At 70.0% G+C, this 12,342-nt stretch carries 13 protein-coding genes and 1 pseudogene; 10 read left to right on the top strand and 4 right to left on the bottom strand.

The features are described 5' to 3' along the window. Positions 1-133 precede the first annotated feature (133 nt). The gene (locus tag U9R90_RS19135; RefSeq protein ID WP_411057864.1) at positions 134-718 is read right to left on the bottom strand and encodes a TetR/AcrR family transcriptional regulator; all 585 of its coding nucleotides are present in this window, start codon (positions 716-718) and stop codon (positions 134-136) included. A gap of 94 nt (positions 719-812) precedes the next feature. Between U9R90_RS19135 and U9R90_RS19130 the strand changes: the two genes are divergently transcribed. After that, positions 813-1,262, top strand: a complete 450-nt coding sequence (locus tag U9R90_RS19130) for an anthrone oxygenase family protein (RefSeq protein ID WP_411057863.1) — start codon at positions 813-815, stop codon at positions 1,260-1,262. Between the two features lie 357 nt (positions 1,263-1,619). On the opposite strand, the gene U9R90_RS19125 is transcribed toward U9R90_RS19130, so the two are convergent. Next, positions 1,620-2,384: an SDR family NAD(P)-dependent oxidoreductase gene (locus U9R90_RS19125; protein ID WP_411057861.1), complete on the bottom strand. Its 765-nt coding sequence runs from the start codon at positions 2,382-2,384 to the stop codon at positions 1,620-1,622. Positions 2,385-2,440: 56 nt separating this feature from the next. On the opposite strand from U9R90_RS19125, the gene U9R90_RS19120 reads away from it, so the two are divergent. Then, positions 2,441-2,794, top strand: a complete 354-nt coding sequence (locus U9R90_RS19120) for an ArsR/SmtB family transcription factor (protein WP_411057860.1) — start codon at positions 2,441-2,443, stop codon at positions 2,792-2,794. A gap of 347 nt (positions 2,795-3,141) precedes the next feature. Here the strand turns inward: U9R90_RS19120 and U9R90_RS19115 are convergent, their stop codons facing one another. Next, positions 3,142-3,807, bottom strand: coding sequence for a TetR/AcrR family transcriptional regulator C-terminal domain-containing protein (locus U9R90_RS19115; RefSeq protein WP_411057859.1), 666 nt, complete (start codon positions 3,805-3,807; stop codon positions 3,142-3,144). A 108-nt stretch (positions 3,808-3,915) separates the two neighbouring features. On the opposite strand from U9R90_RS19115, the gene U9R90_RS19110 reads away from it, so the two are divergent. From U9R90_RS19110 to U9R90_RS19075, 8 genes and pseudogenes are all read left to right on the top strand, one after another. Then, a complete protein-coding gene (locus U9R90_RS19110; RefSeq protein WP_411057858.1) occupies positions 3,916-4,938 on the top strand; it encodes an NAD(P)-dependent alcohol dehydrogenase in 1,023 nt (340 codons plus the stop codon). 124 nt (positions 4,939-5,062) lie between these two features. Next, positions 5,063-6,031: an ATP-binding cassette domain-containing protein gene (locus tag U9R90_RS19105; protein WP_411057857.1), complete on the top strand. Its 969-nt coding sequence runs from the start codon at positions 5,063-5,065 to the stop codon at positions 6,029-6,031. Further along, positions 6,028-6,894 carry an ABC transporter permease gene (locus tag U9R90_RS19100; protein WP_411057856.1) on the top strand — a complete coding sequence of 289 codons (867 nt, stop codon included), beginning with the start codon at positions 6,028-6,030 and terminating at the stop codon, positions 6,892-6,894. Before U9R90_RS19105 ends, U9R90_RS19100 begins: the two co-directional genes overlap by 4 nt. A gap of 192 nt (positions 6,895-7,086) precedes the next feature. Beyond that, positions 7,087-7,350: pseudogene (locus U9R90_RS19095) on the top strand (hypothetical protein); the annotation flags it as partial. A gap of 23 nt (positions 7,351-7,373) precedes the next feature. After that, a complete protein-coding gene (locus tag U9R90_RS19090) occupies positions 7,374-8,072 on the top strand; it encodes a 2-phosphosulfolactate phosphatase (protein WP_411057855.1) in 699 nt (232 codons plus the stop codon). Positions 8,073-8,663: 591 nt separating this feature from the next. After that, on the top strand, positions 8,664-9,011 hold the full coding sequence (locus tag U9R90_RS19085) for a VOC family protein (RefSeq protein ID WP_411059735.1): 348 nt from the start codon (positions 8,664-8,666) through the stop codon (positions 9,009-9,011). Positions 9,012-9,458: 447 nt separating this feature from the next. After that, positions 9,459-9,866: a YciI family protein gene (locus U9R90_RS19080; protein WP_411057854.1), complete on the top strand. Its 408-nt coding sequence runs from the start codon at positions 9,459-9,461 to the stop codon at positions 9,864-9,866. A 7-nt stretch (positions 9,867-9,873) separates the two neighbouring features. Further along, a complete protein-coding gene (locus tag U9R90_RS19075) occupies positions 9,874-11,019 on the top strand; it encodes an RNA polymerase sigma factor (protein WP_411057853.1) in 1,146 nt (381 codons plus the stop codon). Between the two features lie 442 nt (positions 11,020-11,461). Here U9R90_RS19075 and U9R90_RS19070 read toward each other — a convergent pair whose 3' ends face one another. Continuing rightward, a complete protein-coding gene (locus tag U9R90_RS19070) occupies positions 11,462-12,271 on the bottom strand; it encodes a hypothetical protein (RefSeq protein ID WP_411057852.1) in 810 nt (269 codons plus the stop codon). Positions 12,272-12,342: the final 71 nt, after the last annotated feature.

The raw sequence follows: 12,342 nt of genomic DNA, 5'->3' as shown, positions 1-12,342 counted from the left end.
CGGTGTCGGCGAAGGTGCCGGTCACATGGGCCGAGCCGTAGACCCAGCACGACCGGAGGGATGAGCTTCGGTCGTACGGAGGTACGGTCCCCACCACCGCACGGCGAACCCCCAGGGACTACTGCACGGGGGGCTACTCCTCGGTGCCGACGAAGCGGTTGACCAGGAGTGTGAGACGGCTGGGGATCTGGTCGGCGGGAAGCCGGCCGGCGCGGGTGAGGGTGATCAGGCCGTGCAGCGCGGCCCAGAAGGTCTCGACGTAGACGCCGGGCTCCTCGTCCGGGCCCGCGTGCGCCTCCAGCGGGTCCAGCAGGGCCTGGAAGGCCTCGCGCAGGGGTGCGGGGGTGGCCTCGGAGGCGAAGGGGAGGCCGTTGTCGAGGCTGAACATCGCGTCGTACAGCGCCGGGCTGCCGGTGGCGAAGTCGGTGTAGGCGCGGGCCAGTGCGGCCGCAGCCGGCCGTCCGGCGGGCTGCTCGGCCACCGCCGCGCGCAGGGCAGCGGTCAGCTCGGCCATGCCCTCCAACGCGACCGCCCCGAGGATCTCGCGCTTGCCCCGGAAATGGCTGTAGAGGACGGGCTGGCTGTACTCGATCCGCTCGGCGAGCTTGCGCGTGGTGACCGCGTCCCAACCCTGGGCCTCGGCGAGTTCCCGGGCCGTGGAGACGATCAGCTGATGGCGGTTGGCCCGCTCTCGTTCCTTGCGTTCCTGTGTGGACATGCTCCGATTCTAGCGCCGCTAGACAATCGAGCAACGACATGCCTAGCATTGCATCAGAATCTAGCGCTGCTAGAACCAGCCCTGGGGAGGGGTCATGCAGAACGCATTGGCAGTCGTCACGGTCGTCGTGGTCGGAATGATGGTGGGCGTGGAGTTCGCGGTGGCGGTGTTCGTCAACCCGATCCTGAACCGGCTCCCCGACGGCAGCTGCATCGCCGCCCGCAGCGACGGGGGCCGGGTGCTCGGTCGGGTCATGCCGGTCTGGTACATCGGCGCGATGGCGCTCGGCGCGGTCTGGGCCGCTGTGGCCTGGGGAGGCGCGGGCGCCTCGCTGGCCACGGCGGCCACCGCGCTGCTGGCGGTGAGCGTGGTGATGTCGTTGCTGCTGCTGGTGCCGATCAACAACCGGGCCACGACCTGGACCGCGGAGAGCAGGCCCGCCGACTGGAAGGAACAGGCGGGTCGCTGGGACCGCTACCACTACGTCCGCGTGGGCGTGATCGTGCTCGCCTTCGCCCTGTTCGCGGTCGCCCTCAGCCGGTGACGGTGTCGGCGCCGTAGAACGGTCCGGGCGGACTCACGCGGCGGGCCGTCGATCTGGGCTGGGCGCCGTCACAGGTGCTGGTGATCGACGAGGACCTCGGGCAGTCGGCGTCCGGCCTGGTCGGAAGGCCAGAATCTCGGCGACTGGACCCCGAGGTCGGCCTGGACCACGTGGGCCTGGTCCTGGGGGTGGAGATGTCCCGGCTGGCTTGCAACGGACCCGAGTGGCATCAGCTCGTGGAGCTGTGTGAGCTGGCCATGCCCCTGCCGGTGCGCTATCTCCGGAGGCCCGTGCGACGTACCGGCGACGAACGGCTTGTGAGGTGTGTCAGACCCGTCTTGTTGTGGTCGGGCTTGGTCAGGTGAGTTCCAAGCCGCCGTCGAGAGTGAGGACTTGTCCGGTCAGCCAGGTTGTGGCCGGATCGGCGAGGCGCAGGATCCAGGTGGCGACCTCGTCGGGCTCGCCGCGGCGGCCGAGGGGGATGCGGGTGGCCTCCTGTTGCTTGATGTGTTCGACCGTCGCCTCGGGCAGTCCGGCAGCGGTGAGTGCCTGGCTTTCGGTGGGGCCAGGGGCCAGAGCGTTGACGCGGATACCATCGGCGGCCAGTTCCACTGCCCAGCTGCGGGTGAGTTGTTCCAGGGCTGCTTTGGAGGCGGCGTAGTGCGCGGCGCCGGGCATCGGCCGGTGGCCGTAGGTGCTGGAGACGTTCACGATCGAGCCCTTGGCCTGGCGCAGGTGCGGCAGGGCGGCGTGAGCGAGCAGGCTGGGTGCGGTGACGTTGAGGCCGAACAGGGCGGCGATGCCGTCGGCGGTGGTCTCGGCCAGCGGCATCAGCTTGGTGGCACCGGCGTTGTTGACCACCACGTCCAGGCGCCCCCACCGGCATACCGCGGCCTCGATCACCTCCTGGGGTGCGTCCGAAGCGCACAGGTCGGCCGCGTGGGCGACGATCCCGGCATGCTCGGCGGCGGTCTCGGCCAGGGCGTCCTTGCGCCGACCGACGCCGAGCACGTGGGCTCCGGCGCGGGCGAAGGCGTGGGCGGTGGCGCGGCCGATTCCCGATCCGGCGCCCGTGACCACGACGACCTTGCCGGTGAAGTCCTCGTACGGCTGAGTGGGCACCACATCTCTCCTTCGTTCGATGTTCGTGAAACATCGAATAAGCTAGCATGGACGTCATGAAACAAGCACGCCACCCCGAGCCGGGCGAGATGACCCTCATCGAGGTGATGGCAGCCCTCAGCGACCCGGTCCGTGTCGGGCTGGCGCGCGTACTTGCCGACGGTCGAGAGCGAGGATGGGGGGAGCTGCGTGCCCCCGTGGCGAAATCGACACTCAGTCACCATCTGCGCGTGCTGCGCGATGCCGGCGTCACCCGAACCCGCCAAGAAGGCACCCGCTGTTTCGTCAAACTGCGCCGCAACGACCTGGACGCCAGGTTCCCCGGACTGCTGGACGCCGTGCTCAGCGCCGCCCACCACGATGACGTCGGCGCCAGGGTGGGCCTCGCCGACGCTCCGGTCGCAGACTGACCCGGCACCCCACGTCGGGGGCGCCACGAGCGCAGTTCCTCTGTCGAACGCAGAGTGACATCGCAACTGGCCGTACGCGGGCTGCCTCTGCCTCTGCCGCTGTCCTCGCCGGGGCGCCCCGGCCCGCCGTGGGCACCGCGGCCGAGACCGGCACGCGCTCCTGTGTCAGCTCGCCGTGGTCGGCAGGCTCTCCGGCCCGTCGCGTCCTCGAAGTCTCGGGGCATGCTCGGCAGTTCCACCTCCGGCCTCGCCGACGCACTCGCGAACGACGCACCCCTGGCGCGAAGCCGACGCCCGGCTGATGACGCTGCTCCCGACACCTCGTGGCACCGGTGTCCGGTTTGCTGTCAGGCCGGGGTGCGCATCTGTTCCAGGCCGCCGAGGATCAGGGCGAGTCCGAACTCGAACGCGTCGCCGGCGCCCTGGTGGTCGAGGTGGTGGCGGATGTGCGCCGCCAGATCGGGGTACCGCTCGACCGGAAACGACCGCAGCAGGTCCGCGCCCATCTCCTCCATTTCGCCCTGGTCGAGAGAGAAGCCCAGCGTCTGCAGCGCGTGGCCGACGATGTGGTTCTCGATCGTGTGGAAGGCGCGGTCGAGCAGGTCCGGCGGGAATCCCGCCTCGCGCAGGCCGCGCAGCGCACTGTCCAGGTAGCTCATGCGCGCCGGTCCCAGGTTGATGCTGGCCGTCCACAGCGCGGCCGACCAGGGATGGCGAAGGAACGCGGCGTGCGCCGAGATCGCGCGCCGCCGCGCGTGGTCCCGCCAGTCCGCGCCGCTGTCCGGCAGCTCGATCTCGGTGGCGACACGGTCGAGCATGCCGTCGAGCAGGTCCTCCTTGTTGTCGACGTGGTTGTACAGCGCCATGCCCTCTACGCCGAGCTCCCGCCCGAGTCGGCGCATCGTCACGGCGCGGATGCCCTCGGCGTCGGCCAGGGCGATACCGGCGTCGAGCACCCGGTCGCGGTTCAACGGCGTACGGGGCCCGGTCGACGGGCCGTTCCGCGTCGGCACAGGTGACACTCCTCGTCCTCGTACCCCGTCCCCTTGACGGTCTGCGACCCGAAGCGTAACTTACGACGTAAATTTACAGCGTAAATATGCGGGATGAGTGGCATCGGGATGAGCGACGTCGGGATGGGTGACAGTGGGATGGGCGACATGCGAGCGATCGTGCAGCGCGGCTACGGCGATCCGGGTGAGGTGCTGGAACTGCGGGACGTCACCCGGCCGGAGCCCGGCGCCCACGAGGTCCTGGTGCGCGTGCGCGCCTCGTCGGTGAACCCGGCGGACTGGTTCCAGCTGGTCGGCCGTCCTTACGTGCTCCGGCTCGGGCTCGGCCTGGCGCGGCCGAAGCGGCGGGTCAGGGGCAAGGATGTGGCGGGGACCGTCGAGGCTGTCGGCTCCAAGGTCACGCGGTGGAGTCCCGGAGCCGAGGTGTTCGGCGAGCTGCCCGACGGCGCCTATGCCGAATACGCCGTAGTCGCCGAGGATGCCGCCCTGGCATCCAAACCGGCCAACCTGGGGTACCCGGAGGCGGCGGCCGTGCCGCTCGCAGGGATCACGGCGCTCCAGGGACTCCGCGACGCCGGCGGCGTGCGGGTCGGCCACCGCGTACTGGTCTGCGGAGCCTCCGGGGGCGTGGGCACGTTCGCGGTGCAGATCGCGAAGTCGCTCGGTGCGCACGTGACCGGCGTGTGCGGCACCGGCGCCCTCGATCTGGTGCGCTCGATCGGCGCCGACGAGGTCGTCGACTACACCAAAGAGGACTTCACGCGGGGCGACGTGCGCTACGACGTCATCTTCGACCTCGTCGGGAACCACGCCCCGTCGGCCTACCGGAGAGTGCTCGGCCGCGACGGGGTCTACGTCGCCGCCAGCGGCATGCCGGGCGGCAACATGCTCGGGCCCCTGCCCTACCTCCTGCGGGTCGCGCTCTCCTCCCCGCGCGGCCGCCCGACGATGAAGCCGTTCCTGGCGAAGTCGAACCCCGACGACCTCACCGCGCTCGCGAAGCTGATCGAGTCCGACGAGCTGCGGCCCGTCATCGGGCGCACCTACGGGTTCACGGAGATCGCGGCAGCCCTCTCTGGGCAGGGCGAGGGCCATGCGCGAGGCAAGACCGTGGTGACCATCGCGCCCTGAGCGCCGCCGCACCCTGAGCGCCGCCGCACTCTGAGCACCACGACGCCCGGAGCCCCACCACGCCACCGCACAGGGCGCATTACACCCCTCAGTTTACAACGTAAATACCTATAAGGAGCGAGCCATGGCCCGGTACGCGATCCACGCCGAGGGGCTGCACAAGCAGTTCGGCGACACCGTCGCCGTCGACGGTGTCGACCTGGCAGTCCCGGAAGGCAGCGTCTTCGGCTTTCTCGGGCCCAACGGGGCCGGCAAGACCACCACCATCCGGATGCTGGCGACCCTGATCAGGCCAACTGCCGGACAGGCGCGGGTCTTTGGCCACGACATCGTCGCCGAGGCTGAAGCGGTACGCGCTCGCGTCAGCCTGACCGGCCAGTACGCCTCGATCGACGAGGACCTCACCGGGATGGAGAACCTGGTGCTGATGGGGCGGCTCCTCGGCCACCGTCGCCGCGCCGCCGCCGAGCGGGCCCGTGAGCTCCTGGCCGCATTCGAGCTCGAACCCGCAGCGGACCGGCGGGTCAAGGGCTACTCCGGCGGTATGCGCCGCCGCCTGGACATCGCCGCGAGCCTCGTGGTGACGCCCCCGCTGCTGTTCCTCGACGAACCGACCACCGGGCTCGACCCGCGAAGCCCCGCGCAGGTGTGGCACGTTGTGCGGGAACTGACCGCCGGCGGCACCACGGTCCTGCTCACCACCCAGTACCTGGAGGAGGCCGACCGGCTGGCCAGTCGGCTGGCGGTCATCGACCGCGGCCGGGTCATCGCCGAGGGCACGACCGCCGAACTCAAGGAATCCGTCGGCGCCGGGGCGGTACGTGTACGGCTCCGGGACCCGGCCCGGCGAGCGGAGGCGGCGCGGATCCTGACCCAGGCGCTGACCGTGCCGGTCCACCGCGAGACGGACCCGGCGGCCCTGTCGGCCAGCCTGGACGATCCCGGCAGGGCCGGTGCGGCGCTGAGCCAACTCACCCACGCCGGTATCGAGGTCAGCGACTTCGGTGTCGGCCAGATCAGCCTCGACGAGGTCTTCCTGGCCCTCACCGGCCACAACGCCACCCCCGAACCCCTGGAGGAGACCGCCGCATGAGCACCGTCCCGGCCTCACCGGCCACCCACGCCGCCACCGCCAGCGACGCCGTCGCCGTGGCCGATCCGCTCCACTCGGCACTGTCGGCCCGGACCCCTCCGGCCCGCCCTGGCGCACCGGCGGCCGCACTCGCCTTCAGCTGGCGAGCGGTCGTCCGCATCAGGCATCTCCCGGACCAACTGTTCGATGTGACCGTGTTCCCGGTGATGATGCTGGTGCTGTTCGCCTATCTGTTCGGCGGAGCGCTGGCCGGTTCCACCGGCGAGTACCTGCAGGAAGTCCTGCCCGGCATCCTGGTCATGACGGTCACGATGACCACGCAGTCCACCGCTGTCGCGCTCAACACCGATATCGCCAAGGGGGTGTTCGACCGGTTCCGGTCGCTGCCGATCTGGCGGCCGGCCCCGTTGGTCGGGGCGCTGCTGGCCGACCTGGGCCGCTACGCGATCACGGCCACGATGATCGTGGGCCTCGGTACGGTGCTGGGCTTCCGCCCCGATGCGGGCCTGCCCGGTGTGCTGGCCGGAGTCGGCCTGGTGCTGGTGTTCGCCTGGAGCCTGTCGTGGGTCTGGACGACTCTCGGACTGCTGGCCCGCAGCCCCGAGTCGGTGATGTTCCTCGGCATCCTGGTGACGTTCCCGTTGAGCTTCGTCAGCAACGTCTTCGTCGACCCCGCCACGCTGCCCGGCTGGCTGGAGGCGTTCGTCGACATCAATCCCCTCACCCACCTGGTCACGGCCGTACGCGGCCTGATGCACGGGGATGCGGCCGCTGTCGAGATCGGCTGGGTGCTGATGATCTGCGCCGTCCTCGTGGCCGTGTTCGGCCCCTTGACCATGCGGCTCTACCGCCGGGAGCGGTGAGCCACACGCTTCCCGGTACGTCGCTCAAGCCTCGCCCCTGGGAAGGCCCCGTGACCTCCCCCACGCCCCAGCGGCTCGCGCTCGCCGGACTGCTCGTCCTCGCCGTCGTCCCCTCGCTCGCCGGTGCCTTCCGCCTCGCCGAACTGACCGGAGACACGGACGTCACACCAGAGAACGCCCGCCTTCCAGTTCGTCCCCTCCATCCGCCGTCGGCGCCCCGGCCTGCATCGAGCGGCCGGACGGTTCCCGGTCGCGTGCGGGCTCGCCGCGGCGCTCTCAGGTCTGTGGATGACCTGCTTCTCCCGACGTCCTGACCGCATGGGCGCGGGCCCGCAGACCCTGCTGTTCATCCCTTCGATCATGGCCTTCGGCCCACCAGGCGTGGCTGAACAAGGCCTGACTGGTTCTCTAACCGTCATGCCGACGGCAGCCGTATCAATCGTGCCCTGCGGATGATCCAGGGGCGCCAGAATGGCGCGATGGACCATCACTTCGTTGGCATCCCAGAGTTGACCAGCGTTCCCCGTGTCGCAGTCGTCGTCGACGTCATGCGTGCCTTCACCGTGGCTGCCTGGGCCTTCTCGCGTGGCGTCGAGAGGATCGTCCTAGCCTCAACGGAGAGTGAGGCACTTGCCTTGAAAGAGAGCCGCTCGGGTTGGCTGGCATTGAAGGACGGCGCTCCAGCAGCGGGCTTCGACGCGGTGAACTCACCTGGCTTGCTCAGGTCATGCGATTTCGCTGGTCGCACGCTGGTGCAGAAGACGACGGCAGGAACCGTGGGCGCACTGGCCGTCGCGGACGCGCCGCTGGTCTTGTGCGCGAGCTTCGTGGTGGCCGGCCCGACCGCGCGGTTTCTGCAGAGCCAGGATTCCGGTCCGGTGACGTTCGTCGTCACCGGCGAGGGAGGCCAGGCCGACGAGGACCTGGCCTGCGCTGAATACATTGGTCAATGTATGGCCGGAGGCGATGTCGAGGCGGCCCCGTATCTCCGCCGCGCGAGGACTTCTCGTGCCGCGGCAGACCTCGCCGGTGGGCTGCGGAGCGGATACCACCCAGACGATGTCGATCTCTGCTTGGAAATCGACAGGTTCTCCTTTGCGATGTTGGCTCGCCAGGAAGAGTCTCTAACGGTGCTCCGCCCCGTTGCGATGCCTGACGTCCCGTCCACTCTCCGCTGACCTGCTGGAACTTTGGACCTTCAGGCGGCAAAGCTCACCCGATCAGGGTGGGCCATGTCGCCCGCGCCCGGCGCTGGGAGCCGATGCCGGTGTCGATGATGCTGACTTGGCAATAGACCCAGCACTTCCCAAACCCATCAGCTTCGCTCCGGAAGGGAGGTTGAACATCACGCCAGGAAAGGGAAGTTCGGGGTGGCGGATGTGCTGGTGTGGGTGGCGGAGCGCCGTGTGGTGCTGGAGGCGCGGGCCGAGCAGTGGCGCGAGGAATGCGTCGTTGATGGCCCATGGAAGGACAGCCGAGTCGCCTCGTGGCGGACGGCAAACACTCGTACCTGGTGGCCGCGGCGCCGTCCCATCTGAGGCAGTCGATGCCGCACTCGACCACGTGACGTCCTTCCATCAGTCCGCCGGGTCGAAATTTCGACGGTGGTGGCCGAGGGAAAACCGCTACTTCCGCGGTCGGCGTGACGCGTACGGTGTGACTGTGGACCGGCGACCGCGCACAGCGGCGCCTGCGGAGACAGACGTGCGGAGACAGACGTGCGGACACAGACGTGCGAAGACGAGGGAGCGAAGGTGCCGGGTGCCGTACTGCGCGGGGTGACCCTGGACTGTGCCGACCCGAAGACGTTGGCGGGCTTCTACGGGAAGCTGACGGGTATGCGCGAGCTCTTCAGCTCGGATGAGTTCGTCGCTCTGACGGACGGCTCCGGCTGTGATCTGGGATTTCAGCGGGTCGACGGATACCGGGCCCCGCAGTGGCCGGGTCAGGACGTGCCACAGCAGTTCCACCTGGACTTCCGCGTCGACGACCTTGATGCGCTGGAGAAGCTGGCACTGGCGCTTGGCGCGGCAAAGCCTGACCATCAGCCCGGCGACGGACGTTGGCGGGTGCTCCTGGATCCGGCTGGCCACCCCTTCTGCCTGACATCGTCCTGACGTCGCCGATGTGACCGTTCACGGGCTACGGGACGGTCGCCCCGACGCGCTCTCAGCCGTCACCGGTTCGGGGTAGTGCCAGATCCGCCAGCACCACCAGACCCTGTCCACCGCCAGTGTTGGGATCGCGGGTGATGTCGACGACGTACAAGCCCGCCACGCTGAACAACTCATCGGTCCGAGCACACCGCGACGCGCCAGGACCGCACGTACAGTGACACACGCGAGGACAGCCTTGATTCGGCTGCTTGGTCACTGCTGATCTTGGAAGGCCTCGCTGCGTCTCGCCTGGCGCCGCGACGTGGCCCCGGGCACCGCGAGACGGCTCACCCGGGCTCATCCACGAGAGCCAAGAAAATCGTGCGGCGATGTCAAGAATCCGTGGCTGGCTCCGTCCCCGTAGTGAACGCGGCCAGAATGGGCCGCACCCGTACCGGGAGAGACACGATGGCCAAGTACTTGCTGCTCAAGCACTACCGCGGCGCTCCGGCTTCGGTCAACGACGTGCCGATGGACCGGTGGACGCCCGAGGAGATCGCCGCCCATGTCCAGTACATGCGCGACTTCGCGGACCGGCTGGAGAAGACCGGCGAGTTCGTCGACAGCCAGGCACTCGCGCCCGAGGGCACGTTCGTACGGTACGACGGTGAGGGGCGCCCGCCGGTCACCGACGGCCCGTTCGCCGAGACCAAGGACGTCATCGCCGGGTGGATGGTGATCGACGTCGACAGCTACGAGCGCGCCGTCGAGCTGGCCGGGGAGCTGTCCGCCGCCCCTGGGGCGGGCGGGAAGCCGATCCACGAGTGGCTCGAGCTGCGCCCCTTCCTCACCGAGCCGCCCACCATCACGGAGTGACCCTGGCGTGAACGAGGTACTGCTCCGGAGCCTCACACCGAGCGTGCTCGGGATCCTCGTCCGCCGCGGAGCCGACTTCGCGGCGGCCGAGGACGCCGTCCAGGACGCGCTGGTCGAGGCGGTCCGCGTCTGGCCGGCCGACCCACCGCGTGACCCGAAGGGCTGGCTGGTCACGGTGGCCTGGCGCCGGTTCCTCGACCAGGCCCGCGCGGACACCGCCCGCCGCCGGCGTGAGGACCTCGTCGACGAGGAGCCGGCGCCCGGACCCGCGCCCTCGGTGGACGACACCCTCCAGCCCTACTTCCTGTGCGCCCACCCGTCGCTGACGCCTTCGTCGGCCGTCGCGCTCACCCTGCGCGCCGTCGGCGGGCTGACCACGAGGCAGATCGCCCAGGCGTACCTGGTGCCCGAGGCGACCATGGCGCAGCGCATCAGCCGCGCCAAGCGCACCGTCTCCGGCGTGCGCTTCGACCAGCCCGGCGACGTCGCCACCGTGCTGCGCGTCCTCTACCTGGTCTTCAACGAGGGGTACTCCGGTGACGTCGACCTCGCCGCCGAGGCCATCCGGCTCACCCGGCAGCTCGCGGCCGCGATCGACCACCCCGAGGTGGCGGGGCTGCTCGCCCTCATGCTGCTCCACCACGCCCGGCGCGCCGCCCGGACCGACCCCGACGGCAGCCTGGTGCCGCTCGCCGAGCAGGACCGCGGCCGGTGGGACACCGACTCGATCGCCGAGGGCGTCAAGATCCTGCAGGCGGCCCTCGCCCGCGACCGGCTGGGCGAGTTCCAGGCCCAGGCCGCCATCGCGGCACTCCACGCTGACGCGCCCACCGCCGAGGAGACCGACTGGGTACAGATCGTCGAGTGGTACGACGAACTCGTCCGCCTCACCGACAGCCCGGTCGTCCGGCTCAACCGCGCGGTGGCCGTAGGTGAGGCCGACGGACCGCGCGCCGGTCTGGCGGCGCTCGCGGTGCTGGATGCCTCACTGCCCCGCCACACCGCGGTGGCGGCGTACCTCCACGAGCGCGACGGCGACCTGGCGACGGCGGCACAGCTGTACGCCGAGGCGGCCCAGAAGGCACCCAACCTCGCCGAGCGCGACCACCTGACGCGCCAGGCCGCCCGGCTCAACACCCGCCGGTATCGCTGACAGGCCGCGCTCGGAGTCGCCCGCGGCGCCTGGCGCGGTCCCGTCGCCAGAGCGGTCGCCTCAAAGTGAGCAGGCGGGTCGAGACCAGTTGCACGACGCGTTGCCAGCGGGGGAGGGACCCGCCCGCTGGAGTGCCCGGTGAAGGTGCCCCAGCTGCGACGCTTCGGCTGCCGCCGACGTACTGGAAGGCTGTGACTCCTTCAGCCAGACCGAATTGCCCACCGCCTGAAGCCAGGCAGCGGTGAACAGGTACGCGCATGCCCTGGCCTGTACGGGGCACTAGCCAGGGCATCGGCACCACCGGGTGCGCGGCCAACTGCCATGCTCAGGTGGCCAAATGGAGCACTCCCCACGTTGTTCAGTCACCATGACCAGGTGGAGGAAGCCTGGACATCTGCCGCTCACGGGGCATCCCAAGGCGTGTGTCATGGCAGAACGTTCGTCAGTACGCCCCGAACGACCAGAAGACTCCGACCTCGTCGTCGTTGACCGCGATGAGGCCCAAGTCGTCGAAGAGGTCGAGGCCGTTCAGGTACTCGGAGGTAAGGAAGCCATGGGAGCGGGTGCCCTGGAGGCCCGCCGCAACAAAGTCCGGGGCCGGATTCGAGGCGGCGGCTGTCGCGTTGGTCCAGTAGCGCGCGGTGGGGCCGTACCGGTCGAGCAGGGTTCGCGCGTCCGCCAGGACCGCGTCCTGGTCCGGGCGGGAGCGGACGGGCGCTGGTTCCGACTGCCACTCCTCAGTCATGATGGCGAGCGCGGCGACCGCCGCCTGGGGCTCCACGGGGTACAGGCTGTCGAGGAACCGTGATGCAGCCGGTGGGGCGAAGGGGTACGCAGGCACCGCGGTGCGCGAGGTGTTCCGGCGATCCCAGTCGAGCCGGACCCAGCCGCGGGGGTCACGAACGGTCCGGTGCAGAATGGCGAGGACGTCGTACGCCCAGTCCTCGTGGAGGCGGGGTCCGCTAGCCGCGAAGGTGTATACGTCCTCGAGCAGCCGCAGTGCCGCCGCGTTCCAAGGGCAGCGGCGGCTGCGGAACTCCACCAGCAGGCTGCCGACATCGCGCCTGAAGGCGTCCTCGGGGTCGCGCGGGAGCCGCCGCAGCCGGTCGAGGGCCCAGTGGACGAGTTCGCCCGGCCCGTCCGCGGCAAGGCCGACTGGATCCTGGGGGAGTAGCAGGTCCACTCCGTCCCACAGGGCTTCCAGGTGGACGTCGAGCAGGTCCAGGGTGGGCCGGTCAGCAGGCGGGAGCACCCCGCCACTCTAGTGTCCTGGTCTTGAGTTCTGCGGTCTGATGGGTGTGTGCCTGGACCGCGGTGAGACCC

Source organism: Streptomyces sp. E11-3 (genome assembly GCF_046540415.1).
GTDB lineage: Bacteria > Actinomycetota > Actinomycetes > Streptomycetales > Streptomycetaceae > Streptomyces.
This window is presented reverse-complemented; position numbering and strand designations above follow the sequence as displayed.

Bases quoted from the DNA above. Each gene is read 5' to 3' on its own strand.
- U9R90_RS19090 (WP_411057855.1), top strand. From the start codon at position 7,374: ATGGACCATCACTTCGTTGGCATCCCAGAGTTGACCAGCGTTCCCCGT.
- U9R90_RS19135 (WP_411057864.1), bottom strand. From the start codon at position 718: ATGTCCACACAGGAACGCAAGGAACGAGAGCGGGCCAACCGCCATCAG.
- U9R90_RS19080 (WP_411057854.1), top strand. From the start codon at position 9,459: ATGGCCAAGTACTTGCTGCTCAAGCACTACCGCGGCGCTCCGGCTTCG.
- U9R90_RS19100 (WP_411057856.1), top strand. From the start codon at position 6,028: ATGAGCACCGTCCCGGCCTCACCGGCCACCCACGCCGCCACCGCCAGC.
- U9R90_RS19110 (WP_411057858.1), top strand. From the start codon at position 3,916: ATGAGCGACGTCGGGATGGGTGACAGTGGGATGGGCGACATGCGAGCG.
- U9R90_RS19120 (WP_411057860.1), top strand. From the start codon at position 2,441: ATGAAACAAGCACGCCACCCCGAGCCGGGCGAGATGACCCTCATCGAG.
- U9R90_RS19130 (WP_411057863.1), top strand. From the start codon at position 813: ATGCAGAACGCATTGGCAGTCGTCACGGTCGTCGTGGTCGGAATGATG.
- U9R90_RS19105 (WP_411057857.1), top strand. From the start codon at position 5,063: ATGGCCCGGTACGCGATCCACGCCGAGGGGCTGCACAAGCAGTTCGGC.